Below are 17,775 nucleotides of genomic sequence, written 5' to 3'. Positions count from 1 at the left end.
CGGATCAAGGGCAGGGGCCGGCGGTCACAGGAACGTCCGGCCCTCGCCCCGGTACGTCGGCGCCGCCCCCACCACCCGGTCGCCCTCCACCAGGTGCAGTACGTCGAAGCGTTCGCACAGCTCCCCGGCCTTCGCGTGCCGGAACCACACCCGGTCACCGATCAGCAGGTCGTCCGCGACCGAACCGAGCAGCGGCGTCTGCACCTCGCCCGCGCCCTCCTGACGGTCGTACCGCAGGCCCTGCGGCAGGTACGGCACCGGCAGCCGGTCCTTGCCCGCCGGCCCCGACGCCGCGTAGCCGCCGCCGAGCACGGTCACCGAACCCACCCCCGACCGGCGCACCACCGGCAGCGCGAAGAGCGCGGCCGGCCGGGCCGTGAACGACGTGTAGTGGTCGAACAGCCGCGGCACGTACAGCCCGGAGCCCGCCGCGACTTCCGTCACCGCGTCCTCGCCGGCCGTGTGCTGCACGCTGCCGGTGCCGCCGCCGTTGACGAACTGGAGGTCCGGGGCGACCGCCCGCACCGCCCGCACCGCCTCCGCCCGGTGCACCGCGAGCTGCGCCCGCGCCGTGCGCTGCATCAACCGGATGCCCCGGGACAGCAGCGGATGGCCCTCCACGGCGTCCCCGACACCCGCCACGTGCCCCTCGTACGCCATCAGCCCCACCAGCCGGAACCCGGGCCGACGCACCACGGACCGGGCCAACTCGGCCAACTGCGCCGGCTCCCGCAGCGGCGACCGGCGGGCCCCGATCCGCACCCGACCGCCCAGCAGCCGCAGCGCGGTGTCCAGTTCCAGACAGACCCGGACCTCCTCCCTGCCACCGGCCCGCGCCCGGTCGATCAGCTCCAACTGCGCCGGGTCGTCCACCATCACCGTCACGGCCGCGGCCAGCTTGGGATCGGCCGCCAACTCCGCGTAACCGGCCCGGTCCACGGACGGGTACGCCAACAGCACGTCGTCGAACCCGGCCCGGGCGAGCCACAGCGACTCCGCGAGGGTGAACGACATCAGCCCCGCGAACCCCTCCCGGGCGAGCGCCCGCTCCAGCAGCGCCCGCGCCCGCACCGACTTCGTGGCCAGCCGCACCGGCTTCCCACCGGCCCGGCGCACCAGGTCCGCCGCGTTCGCGTCGAACGCCGTGAGGTCGACGACCGCGAACGGTGCGTCCAGATGGGCGGTGGCCCGGTCGTAGCGGGCCCGGTCAGCGGAACGGGGCGTCATGGACCGAGCTTGCCAGACGGGATTACCGCGGGGTAGGGGGACGTTTTGGGCAGATCCCCTGCGGAGCCGCGGACTCGGTCCCGTGGGGGCCGCGACACCCCGTAGAGTGACGCAGAAGCGGCGACGAACACGCCTCCCACGAGGGGCGATCCGACTGCTGTACGGGGAAAGAGACACATGGGGGGCGGCATGAGCACGGAGGAACCGGGCTCTCCGCGCCGCCCGGACGACGCCCCGCCGCCACCGCCGCGCCCTTCGAACATCGCCTCCCTGGTGCCCTCCGACGACGCCCTCCCGACGGGTACGTCCGGTGCCCCCACGGCGCTCTCCGCCCGCCGCCCGCAGCGCCCCACGCTCGCCCTGCGCACGGGCCCGGACGGCAGCGTGGTCCCGCCCCCGGCGAAGGACGAGGACACCCGCAAGCTCCGCCAGGACCCTCCGAAGCCGCCCCGCACGCCACCTCCTGCGGGAACGCTTCCCCCGACCGCGCAGCGCCGCGGCGCGGGAGGCACGGAGCCGTCCGCCGGTGCTCCGTCAGCACCGCCGCGCCCTGCGGCGTCGGCTCCCGCGGGAGAGCCGGCCCCGTCCGCCGGCGCCCCCGCTGCGCCGCGCGCGTCGGCTTCGGCCGCTGACGGCGGCACGAAGCCGTCCGCCTCGGGCGCGTCGCCCTCGGCCCCGCCGTCGCGGCCTGCGGGTCCGGCGCCCGCCGGGGACACCGGGCCTTCGGCGTCCGGCGGTTCGGATGCGTCTGCTCGGGCCTCCGACGGGGGCTCCAAGCCCCCTGCCGGCGCTCCGTCGACGCCCGCGGCGTCCGGCGTCCCGGCTGCGCCGTCGCGGCCGGCGGATCCGGCGCCTGCCGGGGGCACGGGGCCCACGGCCGGTGTTCCGACGGCGCCCGCCCCCTCTGCGCCTGCCGGTCGGCCTTCAGGCTCTGACGGGGGGACGAGACCGCCCGCCCCGTCTGCGCCGCGGAGTCCGGCGCCGTCTGCTGCCTCGGGTACGTCAGCCCCGGCAGCGCCGCCGCGTCCGGCGCCGTCTGCTGCGCCGCGCGCGTCGGCTTCGGCCGGGAACGCGGAGCCCTCCGCCGGCGCGCCGCGCGCGTCGGGCCCGCCCGCGCCCCCGGTCCGGTCTGCGGGAACGCTTCCCCCGGCTCCGACGGGGCCCGCCCCGTCCACTGGGACGCGTTCCCCGGCGACCGTGCCGCACAAGGCGCCGCCCGCGCCCGCGGAGCGTGCGGGAACGCTTCCTCCGGCGTCCGCGCCGCGGCGGACGCCGCCACCAACGGCTGCGTCTCCGTCGGTACCGGCGCCGCGCTCCGCGCCCGCGGGAGCGCCCCCGATGCCGCCCGCGCCTCCGGCCAGGGCTGCTTCCGCGCCCGGGACCCCGTCCCGCCCCGGGACCGCGTCCACTTCGGCGCGGCCTGCTCCAGCGGCGGGGGTACGTCCCCCGGCCGCTGGTGCTCCTGCGCCGCGTGACGAGTCGTCCGCGAGCGCGCCTGCGCGTCCGACGTCCGCCCCGGCCGGGCCGCGTCCAGCGCAGTCCGCCCCGGCTCCCGCCCCGGCACGGCCCGCTCCGTCCGCGGGGACGCGTCCCCCGGCCGCTGGCGCGCCGTCGCGCAACGTGCCGTCCCCGCCCGGGACTCCGCCCCGTCCGGCGCCCGGAGCGGCGGGCACGTCGGCCCCGGCGCGGCCCGTGCCGCCCGTGCCCGGGCGGCCCCCGGCCGCCGGGGAGGCCACCGCGCAGTTGCGGGCCGTGCCGCCGCGAGCCCACTGGGGCGGACCGGAGGCGCCCGCGGAAGTGACCGCCCAGCTGCGGCCGGTGCCGGCGCGGCGGTCGCCGCGGGCCGTGGTCGCCGTGGTCTGCGGGGTGCTCGGGCTCGGGCTGATCGGGGGCGCGGTCACCGCCGGCGCGCTGACCGGCGGCGCCGGCGCCAGCACGGCGGAGGCGTCCGCGTACGCCCGCGGGCACGGCCTGTGGCACAACGCACCGGTCGACAGCCTCTTCCCCCGGACGATCCAGGGCAAGGGCGCCGGCCCCGGCAAGGCCGACCGGTCCTGGACCCGGATAGCCGTGGCGCCCGACGCCGACTGCGCCACCGCGCTTGGCCCCGGGCTCGCCGCCACCCTGGAGCCCGTCGGCTGCGCCCGGGTCGTACGGGCCACGTACACCGACGCCACGGCCACGAACGTGACCACCGTCGGCATGGTGTTCACCGAAGAGGACGACCACGCGATGGTCTCCCTGTCCCGCCGCTTCGACGGGCAGAAGCTCGACGAGCGCGCCGACCTGATGCCGCCCGCGTACACCGCGCCCGGCACCGTCGCCGCCCGCTTCGGCGATCCGCAGCGGGCCAGTTGGACCGTGAAGGTCCTCGTCGACGCCCCCGTCGTGGTGTACGCCGTCTCCGGCTTCGCGGACGGACGCGTCGTCGACGACCCCGAGCCCGCCGCCGAAGCCCGCGACCGCGCATCGACGACCGCCCCCGCGCAGGCCGGCCTCGGCCACGAGGCGACCGGCGTCGCGGCCGGCGTCGAGCGCGCACTGAAGTCCGCGCTCAACCCGCCCACGGAGCCCCCGAAATGACGTCGTCGAAGCGCCCGCCGAAGCCGCCGCACCCGGCCCGCCGCCGGCGCCGCCACCGCGCCGGCGCGCTCCTCGCGGCCACCGCCTTCGCCCTCCTGCCCGCCGTCCCTGCCCGCGCCGACGGCATCCGGGCCCAGCAGTGGGGCCTGGAAGCCCTCAACACCGCGGACGCCTGGCGCACCAGCAAGGGCAAGGGCATCACCGTCGCCGTCCTGGACACCGGCGTCGACGACGAGCACCCCGACCTCGGCGACAACGTCCTGCCCGGCAAGGACTTCATCGGCTTCGGAGCCGCCCGCGGCGACCGCGCCTGGGCCCGCCACGGCACCGCGATGGCCGGCATCATCGCCGCCCACGGCCGGGGCTGGGACAACGAAGCCGGCGTCATCGGCATCGCGCCCGAAGCCCGGATCCTCCCCGTCCGGGTGATCCTCGAAGGCAGCGACCCCGCGCGCGACCGGGCCCGCAAGTCGCGCGGCAGCGCCCTCGCCCAGGGCATCCGCTGGGCCGCCGACCAGGGCGCGGACGTCATCAACCTCTCCCTCGGCGACGACAGCGAGTCCGCCCACCCCGAGCCGGGCGAGGACGCGGCCGTCCAGTACGCGCTGGCCAAGGGCGCCGTCGTGGTCGCCTCCGCCGGCAACGGCGGCGAGAAGGGCGACCGGATCTCGTACCCCGCCGCCTACCCCGGCGTGATCGCCGTCACCGCCGTCGACCGGTACGGCAGCCGCGCCGCGTTCTCCACCCGCCGCTGGTACGCCACCGTCAACGCACCCGGCGTCGACATCGTGATACCGGACCCGGACCGCAAGTACTACGAGGGCTGGGGCACCAGCGCCGCCGCCGCCTTCGTCTCCGGCGCCGTCGCCCTCGTCCTCGCGGCCCACCCCGACCTCACCCCCGCCCAGGTCAAGCAACTCCTGATCGACACCGCCCAGGAACGGCCCGAGCAGGGCCGGGACGACGCACGGGGCTACGGCATGGTCGACCCGGCCGCCGCGATCCGACAGGGCGGGAAGATCCGCCCCGGCGACCCCAAGGCCGCCACCACCGGCTACGCCAAGCAGCACTTCGGCCCGGGCCCGCAGGAGACCGCGGCCCCCAAGGAGTCGTCCGGCTGGCTCGCGCCGGTCGTGGGCGGCGTCGGAGCGCTCGTCCTCGCCGTCGCGATCGTCCTGTGGCGCGGCGCCCACTCCCGCAGCGAAGGCTGACCACCGCCCGTACGCACCCGGCCGGAGCCGCCCCCGCCGACGGCCCCCGGCACCCCGGGAACTACGCTCGACCCGTGGCGCTCAAGAACATCCCGGACCCCGGTTTCTCCGACGACGACGGCACCGCCGACCCGCGGCTCGCCGCGGCACTCACCGCCTGGTCCACGGACCGCACCGCGCTGCGCCCGGTCCTCGAAGCCCTCGGCGGAGCGCGGCTGCTCGTGCCCGTCGTCGCGGTGCTCGGCGAGGTCGAGACGGACGAGAACGGGCTGCGGCGCGAGAAGACCAGCGACATGGCGGTGCCCACGCTGACCGCGGGCGACCGCCGCGCGCTGCCCGCGTTCACCTCGATGGAGACCCTGGCCCGCTGGGACCCCGCGGCCAGGCCCGTCGCCGTCCCGCTGCGCCAGGCGCTCCAGGCCGTCGCCCACGAGAAGGCCGACACCCTCGTCATCGACCTGGCCGGGCCGGTGCCGTTCGAGTTGAGCGGCGCCGCGCTCCGGGCGCTCGCCGAGGGGCGCACCAGCGCGCATCCGCTGGACGACCCCGCCGTCACCGAAGCGGTGCGTCAGGTCGTGGCCGCCGAGCCCGCGCTCGTACGGGCCCATCTGCTGCGCGGCGGCGACACGGACGGCACCCTCGCCCTGGTGCTGACGGACGACTCCGCGGCGCCGGACGCGGCCCGCCGCGTCGCCTCCGGCATCGCGGGCCACGACGTGCTGAGGGCCCGCCTGGTGCGGGGCCTCGACCTGGCGGTGCTGCCGGCCGGGGCCACCCCTCCGGGCGAGCCCTTCTTCGTCCGCGCGTAGTCCGTACTCAGAAGCGCGGCGGAAAAGCAGAAACGGGAGAACGCTGAAAACGGGGGACGGGCGTCAGCCGTAGACGGGACCGGTGTACTTCTCGCCCGGGCCCTGGCCCGGCTCGTCCGGCACCAGCGACGCCTCGCGGAAGGCGAGCTGGAGCGACTTCAGACCGTCACGCAGCGGAGCCGCGTGGAAGGAGCTGACCTCCGTGGTGCTCGCGTCCAGCAGCCCGGCGAGCGCGTGCACCAGCTTCCGCGCCTCGTCGAGGTCCTTGTGCTCCGCACCGTCCTCCGTCAGCCCCAGCTTCACGGCGGCGGCGCTCATCAGGTTCACCGCGACCGTGACGATCACCTCGACGGCCGGCACCTCCGCGATGTCGCGGGCCATGGCGTCGAAGTTCGGGGCCTCGCCGGCCGGGTCGGGGGCGGGGGACTGGGTCGCGTCACTCATGGCGCCCACCCTATGCCCCGCCCCGGGACACGCCGTCCCGGCCGCCGGTTAGCCCCTTCCGCCCGGAACTGCTAACCTTGTGTGACGACCGGCTGGACACGCATGTGCCCGGCCCACAAGTGGAGGCTCCGATCTCCCACCTGGCCGCCCCCGAGGCGGCGGGTCACCGGTCAGGCGGTGGCCATCGTTCCGTACGGACGATGGAAGCCGCCCGAAGTGCGCCCCGCGGGCCCCGCGGCGGTGCTCCCGGTATTCGAGGAGCTGCCGCCTGTGTCCCGTCCGGGGCATTTTTCGTGCTCCTGCGCGGTTGGTCTTGCCAAACAGACGTCACGCGGCTGCCTGCCAGTCGGCCGCGCGGTGCTACCGAGGAGGATCCATCAGCGCCGAGCCCCGCATCAACGACCGGATTCGCGTTCCCGAAGTGCGGCTTGTCGGTCCCAGCGGCGAGCAGGTGGGTATCGTCCCGCTCGCCAAGGCCCTCGAACTCGCGCAGGAATACGACCTCGACCTGGTCGAGGTCGCGGCGAACGCCCGGCCGCCCGTGTGCAAGCTCATGGACTACGGGAAGTTCAAGTACGAGTCGGCCATGAAGGCCCGTGAGGCGCGCAAGAACCAGGCGCACACGGTCATCAAGGAGATGAAGCTCCGGCCGAAGATCGACCCGCACGACTACGACACCAAGAAGGGTCACGTCGTCCGGTTCCTCAAGCAGGGTGACAAGGTCAAGATCACGATCATGTTCCGTGGTCGTGAGCAGTCCCGCCCCGAGCTTGGCTTCCGTTTGCTCCAGCGTCTCGCGTCCGATGTCGAGGACCTCGGATTCATCGAGTCGAACCCGAAGCAGGACGGCCGCAACATGATCATGGTGCTCGGTCCGCACAAGAAGAAGACCGAGGCCATGGCCGAAGCGCGTGAGGCCCAGGCCGCACGCAAGGCCGACCGTGGTGCGAAGGCCCAGGCCAGCGCGCCGACCGAAGAGCCCACCGAGGGCTGACCCCGGGGCTACCGAGGGTTACTGGGGCTCGCCCCGGGCACCCGGCCCCGGTCCGAAACCAAGATTGACGCCCCCGTCTGCCCTGCGCCCTGCGCCGGGGAGGGCGTCACTGACGAGGAGATACGGCGCGATGCCGAAGAACAAGACGCACAGCGGCTCCAAGAAGCGCTTCAAGATCACCGGTTCCGGCAAGGTGCTCCGTGAGCGCGCCGGCAAGCGCCACCTGCTGGAGCACAAGCCGTCCACGCTGACGCGCCGCCTCACCGGCACCGCGGAGATGGCTCCCGGCGACGCCAAGAAGATCAAGAAGCTTCTCGGCAAGTGACGTCGTCCCCCGCCTCCGCGCAGCGCACGCCCCAGGGGCGCCGGCGCACGCGGGCACGGGGAGGAACGACGCCGGGACCGGGAGACCTATTCGTTTTCGGGTCGTGCCGTCACGAGCACGACCCCGCTACAAGGAGTTAACAAGTGGCACGCGTCAAGCGGGCAGTCAACGCCCACAAGAAGCGCCGGGCGATCCTGGAGCAGGCCAGCGGCTACCGCGGGCAGCGTTCGCGCCTGTACCGCAAGGCCAAGGAGCAGGTCACCCACTCGCTGGTCTACAACTACAACGACCGCAAGAAGCGCAAGGGCGACTTCCGTCAGCTGTGGATCCAGCGGATCAACGCCGCTGCCCGCCAGAACGGCATGACGTACAACCGCCTCATCCAGGGTCTGAAGGCCGCCAACATCGAGGTGGACCGCAAGATGCTGGCCGAGCTGGCCGTCAACGACGCCAACGCGTTCGCCGCGCTGGTCGAGGTCGCCCAGAAGGCGCTGCCGGCCGACGTGAACGCGCCGAAGGCCGCGGCCTGATCGCTGCGTGATCCGCACCGCCTCCGGACCCGCAGGCCCCCGTGGCCTGCGGGTCCGTGCGTATCCGCACACCTCGTCGGCGTACGCACCGCTCCACTGGGCCCCGCCCACGAGCGACCCTTGAACGGCCCCCTGAACAGCCCCGACGCTCCCGGCAGCGGGCGACCTACCGAAAGTGAGTCCATGGCCGCCCCCGAGTTGATCTCCCCGCGCTCGCCGCGCGTCGCCGCCGCCCGACGGCTGGCGAAGCGGAACTTCCGCGGCAAGGAGCGACTGTTCCTCGCCGAGGGACCGCAGGCCGTAAGGGAGGCCGCCGGGCACCGGACGGCCGGGGACGCCACGCTCGTGGAGCTGTTCACCACCCTCGACGCCGCCGAGCGGCACGCGGACGTCGTGGGCGCCGCGCGCGACGCCGGGGCCCGGGTGCACCTCGCGGACGAAGCCGTGATCGCCGACATCTCCACCACCGTCACCCCCCAGGGGCTGGTGGGCATCTGCCGCTTCCTCGACTCGCCGTTCGAGGAGATCGTGCACGGAGCGCCCCGGCTGGTGGCCGTCCTCGCGCACGTGCGCGACCCCGGGAACGCCGGTACCGTCCTGCGCTGCGCCGACGCCGCCGGAGCCGACGCCGTCGTCCTCACGGACGCCTCCGTCGACCTGTACAACCCGAAGGCGGTCCGGGCGTCCGTCGGCTCCCACTTCCACCTCCCCGTCGCCGTCGGCGTCCCCGTCGAGCAGGCCGTACGGGAGCTGAAGGGTGCCGGAGTGCGGATCCTGGCCGCGGACGGCGCCGGGGACCGGGACCTCGACCACGAGCTGGACGCGGGCACCATGGGCGGCCCCACCGCGTGGATCTTCGGCAACGAGGCGTGGGGACTGCCCGAGGAGACCAGGGCGCTCGCGGACGCCGTCGTCCGGGTGCCCATCCACGGAAAGGCCGAGAGCCTGAACCTGGCGACCGCCGCGGCCGTATGTCTCTACGCCTCGGCGCGCGCACAGCGCGCCGCCAGCGCGCGATGAGCGCAACGGTCGCGCAGGCGGCGCACCAGGAAGCGTCGGCAAAGTAGCGTCGTCGACCCAGGCCAGGCAAACGGGACTTTGAAGGCATGACCTAGCACAGGGGGTCCGAGCGGTCACCTTGAGCTAGTAGGGTGACGGGCTCGGGGGGCCGCGGATGCGGAGAGGCGGGGAAGCGGGCATGAGTGTCGGGACGAGTGGACTGGCGGAGACACACGGGACGTTCCTGTGCGCCTCCAACAACCCCGAGGCGCTGGCCGTCGACCCGGACGACCTCCCCGACGGGCTCGTCGTCGCCGACGAGCACGGCCGGGTGATCTGCTTCAACGAAGCCGCCGTGCGCATCACCGCCGTCTCCCGCGCCGACGCCATCGGCCTCCCGTTAGACGGGGTCCTGCCGCTGGAGGACCTCAAGGGCCGGCGCTGGTGGGCGCTGACCGACCCGTACGGCGGGCTCTCCACCAGAGTGGGACAGCCCGAGCGCAATCTGTTGCTCCCCGGCGGCCGGGAGGTCCTGGTCTCCGCCCGCTACGTGCGCGCACACCCCACCGGGCCGGTACGACGGCTCGTCGTCAGCATCCGCGGCACCGAGGCGCGGCGCCGCAACGAGCGAAGCAACGCCGAGCTGATCGCCACCGTCGCCCACGAACTGCGCTCCCCGCTCACCTCGGTCAAGGGCTTCACGGCCACCCTGCTGGCCAAGTGGGAGCGGTTCACCGACGACCAGAAGCGCCTGATGCTGGAGACCGTCGACGCCGACGCCGGCCGCGTCACCCGGCTCATCGCCGAACTCCTCGACATCTCCCGGATCGACTCCGGCCGGCTGGAGGTCCGCCGGCAGCCCGTCGACATCGCGGCCGCCGTCACCCGGCACGTCCAGGCCCACATAGCCAGCGGCCAGAGCCCCGACCGCTTCTTCGTACGGATCCGGCGCGCGCTGCCCGACCTGTGGGCCGACCCGGACAAGATCGACCAGGTTCTCGGCAACCTGCTGGAAAACGCGGTGCGGCACGGCGAGGGAACCGTCACCATTGACGTGGCGCCCGCATCGGCGCACCGCACGCCCGACGACCCAGACGACCCGGCGACCCAGGAAGGGACGGCCGTCACCGTGAGCGACGAAGGACCCGGCATCCCCGAGGAGTCGATGAGCCGCGTCTTCACCCGCTTCTGGCGGGGCAGCAAGCGCGGCGGCACCGGGCTCGGGCTGTACATCGTCAAGGGCATCGTCGAGGCGCACGGCGGGACGATCACCGTCGGCCGCGGAGCGGGCGGCGGCGCCGAGTTCCGATTTACCCTGCCCGTCGGCGCTCCTGCTTATCTGAGCTGAGCCGCCCGCGGGCCACCCCTGCAAGGCCCGGCCGGCAGCCCCTTCGCCGGGCCCCGGGGCTCACCCCGGAAACACCCGCCCCGCGCGACCTTTAGACTCGGCCCTTGGCACCTTTGCGTCCTACGTCGTCGAGCGGGGCCGCGCCCACCAAGCCAATCGGAAGTACGGGAAGAGATGTCGGCACCCAACAAGTCGTACGACCCGGTCGAGGTCGAGGCACTGAAACCGGAAGAGATCGAGCGCATGCGCGACGAGGCGCTCGCCGCCTTCGCCGCCGCACCGGACCTCGACGCGCTCGCCCACGCGAAGGTCGCGCACACCGGGGGCACCTCGCCCCTGGCCCTCGCCAACCGTGAGATCGGGGCCCTGCCGCCGCAGGCGAAGGCCGAGGCCGGCAAGCGCGTCGGCCAGGCCCGCGGCGCGGTGAACAAGGCCCTCGCCGCCCGCCAGGGCGAACTGGAGGCCGAGCGCGACGCCCGGGTGCTGGTCGAGGAGGCGGTGGACGTCACCCTGCCCTACGACCGCGTACCGGCCGGCGCCCGCCACCCCATCACCACGCTCTCGGAGCGCATCGAGGACGTCTTCGTCGCCATGGGCTACGAGGTCGCCGAAGGACCCGAGGCGGAAGCCGAGTGGTTCAACTTCGACGCGCTGAACATCGGCCCCGACCACCCCGCGCGCGGCGAGCACGACACGTTCTTCGTCCGCGGCGAGGGCCCGGCCGACGCGCTCGCCGGCTCCGGAGTCGTGCTGCGCACCCACACCTCCCCGGTGCAGATCCGCTCGCTGCTCCAGCGCGAGCTGCCGGTCTACGTGATCTGCCCCGGCCGGGTGTACCGCACCGACGAGCTGGACGCCACCCACACCCCCGTCTTCCACCAGGTCGAGCTGCTGGCCATCGACGAGGGCCTGACCATGGCCGACCTCAAGGGCACCCTGGACCACATGGTGCAGGCGCTCTTCGGCGGCGAGGGCATGAAGACCCGGCTGCGGCCGAACTTCTTCCCCTTCACCGAGCCGTCCGCCGAGATGGACATGGTCTGCTACGTCTGCCGCGGCCAGTCCGTCGGCAACCCCGACCGCCCCTGCCGCACCTGCTCCAGCGAGGGCTGGATCGAGCTCGGCGGCTGCGGCATGGTCAACCCCAAGGTCCTGGTGGCCTGCGGGGTCGACCCCGAGAAGTACAGCGGATTCGCCTTCGGGTTCGGCATCGAACGGATGCTGATGTTCCGCCACAACGTCGAAGACATGCGAGACATGGTCGAGGGTGACGTCCGGTTCACCCGGCCCTTCGGGATGGAGATCTGATGCGGGTCCCGCTTTCCTGGCTGCGGGAGTACGTCGACCTGCCGGCGACCGCGACCGGCCGTGACGTACAGGCCAAGCTCATCGCGGCCGGTCTGGAGGTCGAGAGCGTCGAGCAGCTCGGCGCCGGCCTCACCGGCCCCCTGGTCGTCGGCCGGGTCCTGTCGATCGAAGAGCTGACCGAGTTCAAGAAGCCGATCCGCTTCTGCCTGGTCGACGTCGGACGGGCCAACGGATCGGGCGAGCCGCAGGAGATCGTCTGCGGCGCCCGCAACTTCGCCGTCGGCGACAAGGTCGTCGTCGTGCTGCCCGGTGCGGAGCTGCCCGGCGGCTTCAAGATCTCCGAGCGCAAGACGTACGGCCGGGTCTCCCGCGGCATGATCTGCTCGTCGGGCGAGCTGGGCATGGGCGACGACGGCTCCGGCGGCATCATCGTGCTGCCGCCCGAGCACGAGGTCGGCACGGACGCCGTCGAGCTGCTGGAGCTGCGCGACGAGGTCCTGGACATCGCCGTCACCCCGGACCGCGGCTACGCCCTGTCCCTGCGCGGCGTCGCCCGCGAGGCCGCCACCGCGTACGGGCTGCCGCTGCGCGACCCGGCGCTGCTCGACGTGCCCGGCCCGAACGCCGACGGCTACCCGGTCGAGGTCGCCGACCCCGTCGGGTGCGACCGCTTCACCGCCCGCACCGTCGTCGGGCTGAACCCCGAGGCGCGCTCCCCGATCTGGCTCCAGCGCCGGCTGCAGAAGGCCGGCATGCGCCCGATCTCGCTCGCCGTCGACATCACGAACTACGTGATGCTGGAGCTCGGCCAGCCGCTGCACGCCTATGACCGCTCGCTGGTCGCGGGCCCCATCGGGGTGCGCCGCGCCCAGCCGGGGGAGAAGATCACCACCCTCGACGGCGTCCAGCGCGTCCTCGACCCCGAGGACCTGGTCATCACCGACGACCGCGGGCCCATCGGCCTCGCCGGCGTCATGGGCGGCGCCCACACCGAGATCGCCGACACCGTGGTCGACGCCGAGACCGGCCAGGTCCGCGGCACGTCCGACGTCGTCGTCGAAGCGGCGCACTTCGACCCCGTCGCCATCGCCAGGACCGCCCGCCGCCACAAGCTCTCCTCCGAGGCGTCCCGGCGCTTCGAGCGCGGCGTCGACCCGCTCGCCGGCGCCGCCGCGGCCCAGCGCACGGTCGACCTGCTGGTGCTGCTCGCCGGCGGCACCGCCGAGCCCGGCGTCACCCAGGTCATCTCGCCCAGCGCCCCCCGCACGGTCACCATGCGCGCCGACCACCCGGACCAGGTCGCCGGCGTCGCCTACGGCCGGGAGACCGTCGTCCGCCGCCTCCAGGAGGTCGGCTGCGACGTCTACGGGCAGGACGAACTCGTCGTCACCGTCCCTTCGTGGCGCCCGGACCTCGCCGCGCCGAACGACCTCGCCGAAGAGGTCATCCGGCTGGAGGGGTACGAGAACCTCCCGTCCCGGCTGCCCCGGCCCACCTCGGGCCGCGGGCTCACCGAGCGCCAGCGGCTGCACCGCCGCGTCGGGCGCGCGCTGGCCGGCGAAGGCTACGTCGAGGCGCTGAACTACCCGTTCGTCGGCGCGTCCGCGCTGGACCGGCTCGACCTGCCCGCGGACGACCCGAACCGCCGTCTGGTCACCCTCGTCAACCCGCTGTCCGACGAGGAGCCCGCGCTGCGCACCACGCTGCTGCCCGGCCTCCTCGGCGCCCTGCGCCGCAACGACGGCCGCGGCAGCCACGACCTCGCGCTCTTCGAGACCGGGCTGGTCTTCCACCCGACCGCAGAGCCCCGTCGGCCCGCCGCGCTCGGCGTCGACCGCCGCCCCTCCGACGAGGAGCTGGCCGGCCTGGACGCGGCCCTGCCCGACCAGCCCCGGCACGTCGCCGTGGTGCTGGCCGGCGCCCGCGAGCAGGCCGGTTGGTGGGGCAAGGGACGCCCGACGGACTGGGCCGACGCGGTGCAGGCGGCCCGGACCGTCGCCCGCGAGGCCGGCGCCGAACTCGCCGTCGAACAGGCCCAGTACGGTCCGTGGCACCCCGGCCGCTGTGCCGAGCTGTTCGTCGTGATCGACGGGGTCAAGACCTCCGTCGGGCACGCCGGCGAGCTGCACCCGCGCGTCACCAAGACGTTCGGACTGCCCGCCCGCAGCAGTGCGATGGAGCTGGACCTGGACCTGGTGGCCCGGGCGGGCGAGGGCGCGCCGGTCGCGCCGCGCATCTCCACCTTCCCCGTCGCCACCCAGGACGTCGCCCTCGTGGTCGACGCGCACGTCCCGGCCGCCTTCGTGGAGCACGCGCTCCGACTGGGCGCCGGTGAACTCCTGGAGTCCATCCGGCTGTTCGACGTCTTCACCGGCGAACAGCTCGGCGAGGGCAAGAAGTCGCTGGCGTACGCCCTGCGCTTCCGCGCCCCCGACCGCACCTTGACGGTCGAGGAGGCGACCGCGGCGCGGGACGCCGCCGTCGCCAGCGCGGCCGAGCGCGCGGGGGCGACCCTGCGCGGCGCCTGACGCCGTACGGTGACGCGGCCCCCGACCACCGGAGCACGGTCGGGGGCCGCGTCATACCGCGGGCCCCGGGAACACGCCCCTCGCGCCGCTGTGACGACTTTCACAACACATCGGCATTCTCACTCATTTGAGTGAGAAGGGCGGAGGCTGTTCCCTTCGCACCCGCACGCTCGACAGAATCGTCCCGGCCGTAGGGGCGGCCCGGAGCGCCGGGCGGCGCCGGGCAGGGGCTTACGAGGGGACCACCGGCATGATCCGTAGCAGGTCTGTACGTCCCTCTCCGAACGTGCGCCGGGGCGAGCGGCTCCGTCCCGGTCGGATGCGCACACCGGCGGACGGGGCGCCAGCCCGACCGGGGCGGAGTCGACGCTCCCGGCTGCGACGGCTGTTACTGGCGCTCGGACTCCCCGTGGCCTGCGGCGCAGCGGCCATCGCCGGCCGCGTCGTCCTGCCGCACGACCACCCCGAGAGCCTGGGCGAACGGATCGTCGCGGGGCTCGTCTTCCTCGCCCTGGGCGCCGGACTGGTCCTCGCCGTGCGCCGGCGCCTCAGCCGCGAACTGCGCCGGGTGCGGGCCGTGGCGAACGCCACCCAGCGCGTGTTGCTCCGCCCGCCGCCCCCGCGCCTCGAAGGGCTCTCGATCGCGGCGAGCCAACTCTCCGCGAGCCGGGGCGCGTCCGTCGGCGGAGACCTGTACGAGGTCGTCGCCTCGCCGTACGGGGTGCGCGTCGTCATCGGGGACGTGCGCGGACACGGCCTGCCGGCCATAGGGGCGGTCGCCGCCGTCCTCGGCAGCTTCCGGGAGGCCGCTTACGACGAACCCGAACTCGCCGGCGTACTGCGCCGGTTGGACCGCGCCGTCCAGCGGCACCTGCGGGAGCGCGCCCGCGACGAGCACCCCGCCGCAGCGGCGGACGACCCGGGCAGCCCGTCGGCCGAGGAGTTCGTCACCGTCCTGCTGCTCCAGATCGCCCCCGACGGCGGCATGGCCGCGCTGAACTGCGGGCACCCCTGGCCCTATCGGCTCGGCCCCGGCGCCCGGCCGCTCGCCGCCGCCGAACCGCTGCCCCCGCTGGGCCTGTTCCCGCTGCCCGCCGAACTCACCCCGTACCGCTGCCGTCGGCTGCTGCCGGGCGAGGCGCTGGTGCTGCACACCGACGGCGCCACGGACGCCCGGGACGGCGCGGGACGGTTCTTCGGACTGGAGGACGTGCTGCGCAAGGCGGCGCCGGGCCAGCCGGCCGCGCCCGCGACGGTGATCTCCACGGTGCAGTCCGCGCTGCTGCGGCACACCGGCGGCCGGCTCACGGACGACGTGGCCCTGCTCGTGCTGCGCAACGACCGACCGCGGCCGCCGGCCCGGTGCGGCCAGCCGCGCCGCAGCCCCCGTCGAGAGCCCTCCCGCCAGTAGCGCGGCCCTGTGCGCGCTTGCTTGTGACTTGGGTCGGAGCCGCGGGTTCCCTGCGGGTGGGTTGGTCTCTGCGGCCTGGTGGGAGGCTGGTCGCGCAGTTCCCCGCGCCCCTTTTTCGCTGCCCCCGTCACTTGTCTGCGGGCTGAGGGCAGGGTGCTTGGAGGCGCTGGGGGTCCCACCACGCCCTGTGGGCGTAGGGGGCGGAACTGCGCGAGCAACCCGGCGCCGGGCCGCAGACGAGACAACAAAGCGCGCCGCACGGCGAGACCGCAGGGCCGAGGGCCCGTCCCCGTGCGTGTGAGGACGGGCCCGGCCTGCCGCGCGCTCAGGAGGTAGGGACCTCCGAGGGCTGCCCGCGCGGCCGGCGCCGTCCGCCCTGCCGCGGAGTGTCGGGCAGATCAGCAGGACGGACGGCGCAAGCGAGGACCGCCGTACTGTGCGAGGGGGAGCCGGCGGTCCGGCCGCCTCCTTGAGAGGCATTTCAGTCAAGCGGCCACGACCGCGCCGCGACAGCGCGCACGGGCCCGCACCGCTCGCGTTCCGTTCACACCCCGTGTGAACCGCCCGTCCACTACGCTGGGCTGACCACGTTCCCGGGGGGCCCGAATGCAGCCCGACACCTTGCCCAACACGCTGCTCGACGCCCTGCTCGACGAGGCCGGCATCTCCCACGCGGGCCTCGCCGTGCGGGTCAACCAAGCCGGCCGGGCCAGGGGCCTGGCGCTGCGGTACGAGCACACCGCCGTCGCCCGCTGGCTCAAGGGCCAGCGCCCGCGCGGCCAAGTGCCCGACCTGATCTGCGAGGTGCTCACCGAGCGGCTGCAACGCGCCCTGACCCTCGGCGACATCGGCTTCGGCGTGAACGGCTCGCACGGCACCGCGCCCGGCACGCCGCTCTCCGGCTTCGTCGACCGGGCCACCGCCCTGTGGCGCTCCGACGAGCAGCAGCGCCGGCACGTCATCGACGCCCCCGCCGTCACCGGCACCCCCGCCGTGATGCCGGTGTGGGAGTGGGAGAACCCCCCGGAGGACGCCGACGTCTCGCGCTCCGGCCGCACCCGCGTCTCGATGGCCGACATCGCCATGCTGCGGGCGGCCCGCGCGCACTACGAGTTGATGTACCGCAGGGCCGGGGGAGTGGCCACCCGCGCCCGGATCGTCGGCTTCCTCAACGCCGAGACGGCACCGCTGCTGCGCGGCTCGTACGACGACGCGCTCGGGCGGCAACTGCACCGCGCGACCGGCGGGCTGGTGGCCGTCGCCGGGATCTGCGCGTACGACTCCGACGCACACGGGCTCGCCCAGCGCTACTTCCACCAGGCGCTGCGGCTCGCCAAGGCCAGCGGTGATCGGGGGCTCGGTGCGTACGTGATCGCCCTGCTGGTGAACCAGTCGCTGTTCCGGTCGGAACACCGCCAGGCGGTCGCGTTCGCGGAGGCCGCGCTACGGGCCGCGGACGGCCGGCTCACCCCGGCGCTCGCCGCCGACCTGTACGCGATGCAGGCCAAGGCGTACGCCCACCTCGGTGACAACGCCGCGGCGCTGCGCTGCATCCGGCTCGCGGAGCGGGAGGCGGAGCGCATCCACTTCGGCGACGAGCCCGACGAGACCGGTTACGTCCAGCCGGGGCTGGTCAACGTGCAGGTCGCCGAGGCCCTGTTGAGCCTGGGGGACCTGACGGCGGCCCGGGTGAACGCCTCCGCGGCGGCCGACACGCCCGCGCACGACCGCGGGCGGATCCACCGGCTCGCGATGCTCTGCCAGATCGAGCTGTGCCACGGCGAGGCGGACCGGGCGGCGGCGACCGCCGTGGAGATGGCCGAGCGGGCGCTCGGCATGGAGTCGCGGCGGCTGCGGGACCGGCTGCGGGCGGTGCGCGAACACCTGCTCGCGAGCGGCAGCGCCAGCGCGCAGGAGGCCGCCGGCCTCATCGACGAAGCGCTGCGCGTACCCCTGTAACACCGGCCGGCCCCGGGGCCGGCCGGTCGCGCTCCGCCCTTGGCTTCGCCGGCGAAAGGCACTTTTTGTCTGGCATTGCCGGCTGGCCGGTCCGTAACT

At 74.6% G+C, this 17,775-nt stretch carries 14 protein-coding genes; 12 read left to right on the top strand and 2 right to left on the bottom strand.

Features of this window, described 5'->3' with window-relative positions; genetic code table 11:
* Positions 1–24: 24 nt before the first annotated feature.
* Positions 25–1,227, bottom strand: coding sequence for an amino acid deaminase/aldolase (locus tag ACH4E8_RS25610; RefSeq protein WP_398452070.1), 1,203 nt, complete (start codon positions 1,225–1,227; stop codon positions 25–27).
* A 1,701-nt stretch (positions 1,228–2,928) separates the two neighbouring features.
* On the opposite strand from ACH4E8_RS25610, the gene ACH4E8_RS25605 reads away from it, so the two are divergent.
* From ACH4E8_RS25605 to ACH4E8_RS25595, 3 genes are all read left to right on the top strand, one after another.
* Complete coding sequence (locus tag ACH4E8_RS25605) at positions 2,929–3,810, top strand: hypothetical protein (RefSeq protein WP_398452068.1); 882 nt, start codon at positions 2,929–2,931, stop codon at positions 3,808–3,810.
* Complete coding sequence (mycP, locus tag ACH4E8_RS25600) at positions 3,807–5,021, top strand: type VII secretion-associated serine protease mycosin (RefSeq protein WP_398452065.1); 1,215 nt, start codon at positions 3,807–3,809, stop codon at positions 5,019–5,021. The genes ACH4E8_RS25605 and mycP overlap by 4 nt, the downstream gene beginning before the upstream one ends.
* A gap of 74 nt (positions 5,022–5,095) precedes the next feature.
* Positions 5,096–5,830, top strand: a complete 735-nt coding sequence (locus tag ACH4E8_RS25595) for an SseB family protein (protein ID WP_398452062.1) — start codon at positions 5,096–5,098, stop codon at positions 5,828–5,830.
* Between the two features lie 63 nt (positions 5,831–5,893).
* Here the strand turns inward: ACH4E8_RS25595 and ACH4E8_RS25590 are convergent, their stop codons facing one another.
* Entirely contained in the window at positions 5,894–6,274 is a 381-nt protein-coding gene (locus tag ACH4E8_RS25590) for a DUF1844 domain-containing protein (protein WP_398452059.1), read from the bottom strand.
* Between the two features lie 307 nt (positions 6,275–6,581).
* Between ACH4E8_RS25590 and infC the strand changes: the two genes are divergently transcribed.
* The 9 genes from infC to ACH4E8_RS25545 all read left to right on the top strand — a co-directional run bounded on the left by infC (position 6,582) and on the right by ACH4E8_RS25545 (position 17,676).
* A complete protein-coding gene (gene infC / locus ACH4E8_RS25585; protein ID WP_361959108.1) occupies positions 6,582–7,268 on the top strand; it encodes a translation initiation factor IF-3 in 687 nt (228 codons plus the stop codon).
* A 130-nt stretch (positions 7,269–7,398) separates the two neighbouring features.
* Positions 7,399–7,593 (top strand): 50S ribosomal protein L35, encoded by a 195-nt coding sequence (gene rpmI, locus ACH4E8_RS25580; protein ID WP_214938272.1) that lies wholly within the window; start codon positions 7,399–7,401, stop codon positions 7,591–7,593.
* Between the two features lie 143 nt (positions 7,594–7,736).
* Complete coding sequence (gene rplT, locus ACH4E8_RS25575) at positions 7,737–8,123, top strand: 50S ribosomal protein L20 (RefSeq protein WP_361535772.1); 387 nt, start codon at positions 7,737–7,739, stop codon at positions 8,121–8,123.
* A 183-nt stretch (positions 8,124–8,306) separates the two neighbouring features.
* On the top strand, positions 8,307–9,143 hold the full coding sequence (locus ACH4E8_RS25570; RefSeq protein ID WP_398452054.1) for a TrmH family RNA methyltransferase: 837 nt from the start codon (positions 8,307–8,309) through the stop codon (positions 9,141–9,143).
* A 178-nt stretch (positions 9,144–9,321) separates the two neighbouring features.
* Positions 9,322–10,470 carry an ATP-binding protein gene (locus tag ACH4E8_RS25565; protein ID WP_398452051.1) on the top strand — a complete coding sequence of 383 codons (1,149 nt, stop codon included), beginning with the start codon at positions 9,322–9,324 and terminating at the stop codon, positions 10,468–10,470.
* Between the two features lie 174 nt (positions 10,471–10,644).
* The gene (pheS, locus tag ACH4E8_RS25560) at positions 10,645–11,778 is read left to right on the top strand and encodes a phenylalanine--tRNA ligase subunit alpha (RefSeq protein WP_398452048.1); all 1,134 of its coding nucleotides are present in this window, start codon (positions 10,645–10,647) and stop codon (positions 11,776–11,778) included.
* Positions 11,778–14,306, top strand: coding sequence for a phenylalanine--tRNA ligase subunit beta (gene pheT / locus ACH4E8_RS25555; protein WP_398452045.1), 2,529 nt, complete (start codon positions 11,778–11,780; stop codon positions 14,304–14,306). Before pheS ends, pheT begins: the two co-directional genes overlap by 1 nt.
* Positions 14,307–14,625: 319 nt before the next feature.
* Positions 14,626–15,717, top strand: coding sequence for a PP2C family protein-serine/threonine phosphatase (locus ACH4E8_RS25550; protein ID WP_398452044.1), 1,092 nt, complete (start codon positions 14,626–14,628; stop codon positions 15,715–15,717).
* Positions 15,718–16,323: 606 nt separating this feature from the next.
* Positions 16,324–17,676: a transcriptional regulator gene (locus ACH4E8_RS25545; protein WP_398452042.1), complete on the top strand. Its 1,353-nt coding sequence runs from the start codon at positions 16,324–16,326 to the stop codon at positions 17,674–17,676.
* The last annotated feature ends 99 nt before the right edge of the window (positions 17,677–17,775 follow it).

Source organism: Streptomyces sp. NPDC017979 (assembly GCF_044328175.1).
In the GTDB taxonomy this organism is placed as follows: domain Bacteria; phylum Actinomycetota; class Actinomycetes; order Streptomycetales; family Streptomycetaceae; genus Streptomyces.
This window is presented reverse-complemented; position numbering and strand designations above follow the sequence as displayed.